General features: G+C 42.1%; 2 protein-coding genes. Both read left to right on the top strand.

All coding sequences use genetic code 11. The features are described from left to right. The first annotated feature begins 6 nt into the window (after window positions 1-6). Window positions 7-777 carry a type I methionyl aminopeptidase gene (gene map / locus AAFM34_RS20980; RefSeq protein ID WP_341666234.1) on the top strand — a complete coding sequence of 257 codons (771 nt, stop codon included), beginning with the start codon at window positions 7-9 and terminating at the stop codon, window positions 775-777. Window positions 778-828: 51 nt separating this feature from the next. Next, on the top strand, window positions 829-1,574 hold a 746-nt coding region (locus AAFM34_RS20975; protein ID WP_341666232.1), incomplete at its 3' end, for a nucleotidyltransferase domain-containing protein.

Here is a 1,574-nt window from a genome sequence, read left to right as displayed (position 1 = left end):
ATTGCAATGTCTGTAAATCTTAGAACACCTGAGCAAATCGCTAAAATGCGCATCGCTGGAAAGCTCGCAGCAGAGGTGCTTGAACTTATCGGTGACTATGTTGTTGCCGGTGCCTCAACCGAGGATCTTGACCGTATCTGTCACGACCATATTGTGCACAAACAGAAAGCTATACCCGCCTGCCTTGGCTATAGAGGCTTTCCGAAATCAATTTGCACCTCTGTCAATCAAGTTGTTTGCCACGGCATCCCCTCTGAGAAAAAGATTCTCAAGAAGGGAGATATAATCAATATTGATGTCACGGTTATAAAAGATGGTTGGTATGGCGATACTAGTAAGATGTATATTGTCGGCGATGCCCCAGAGCATGCCAAAAGACTGATCAAGGTTTCACAAGAATGCTTATATAAAGGTATCGAAATGGTAAGACCTGGGGTACGGCTTGGCGATATTGGTCACGCCATTCAAACTCATGCAGAAGCACACTACTACTCGGTAGTCAGAGATTATTGCGGGCATGGTATTGGCGATGAATTTCATCAGGAACCACAAATTCTTCATTATGGAAAACCAGGTACCGGCCTAGAGCTGAAAGAAGGCATGACATTTACTATTGAACCTATGGTCAATGCCGGCAGATATCAAACCAAACTTAAAAGAGATGGCTGGACGGTTGAAACAAAAGATGGCCGCCTATCATCTCAGTGGGAGCACACCATGCTTGTCACGCATGATGGTGTAGAAGTCTTTACAGCCAGACAAGAAGAAAATTTTTAGTCTAGTTAAAAATTACCATCTAATTAAACTGCCAAGTCACAGTGATCTTTTATGCCAAGTATTTTCTCTGACCAACCATTGCAACCAACTAATCGGGCGCCTATCTTTTTCGATCAAAAACGCTTTGTTGCCGATTTGAAATCTAGAAACCCGATAAATGTATTCAAGGACGCTTTAAGTGCAGCAAAAAATCATTTTGATAACCGCTTTCTAGAGGGTGGAGACGCTCGATCATTAGTCTGTGAAGCATCGCAATTTGCCGATATTCTTCTTTGGCATGCATGGCATCAATATCAATGGGATGAAGACGTAAGCCTTGTTGCTGTCGGCGGCTATGGACGAGGCGAACTTCACCCGCACTCTGATATTGATCTTCTCATTTTGATGCGCAAGGATTTATCCAAAAAATATAGAGAGCGCATTGAAATGTTTATTACATTTCTGTGGGATATCCAGCTTAAAATTGGCCATAGTGTGCGCTCTATTTCCCAGTGTGTAGACGAAGCCAAAGCAGATATATCTGTTGCTACAAATCTAATGGAAACTCGTTTGATTTGTGGCAATAGTGATCTTTTGCAACTAATGCTAAAGAAAACTGGGCCAAAAAAAATCTGGAGCTCATCAAAGTTTTACAAAGGTAAAATTGATGAGCAAATTGCTCGCCATCACAAACATCTTGATACTGAATACAATCTAGAACCCAATGTAAAAGAGGCTCCCGGTGGGCTTAGGGATATTCAGCTTATTAATTGGACGGCAAAACGACACTTTGATGTTCATCGCCGCTCACAATTGGT

This window comes from Vibrio sp., from assembly GCF_038138445.1.
Taxonomy (GTDB): Bacteria; Pseudomonadota; Gammaproteobacteria; order Enterobacterales; family Vibrionaceae; genus Vibrio.
This window is presented reverse-complemented; position numbering and strand designations above follow the sequence as displayed.

Bases quoted from the DNA above. Each gene is read 5' to 3' on its own strand.
- map (WP_341666234.1), top strand. From the start codon at position 7: ATGTCTGTAAATCTTAGAACACCTGAGCAAATCGCTAAAATGCGCATC.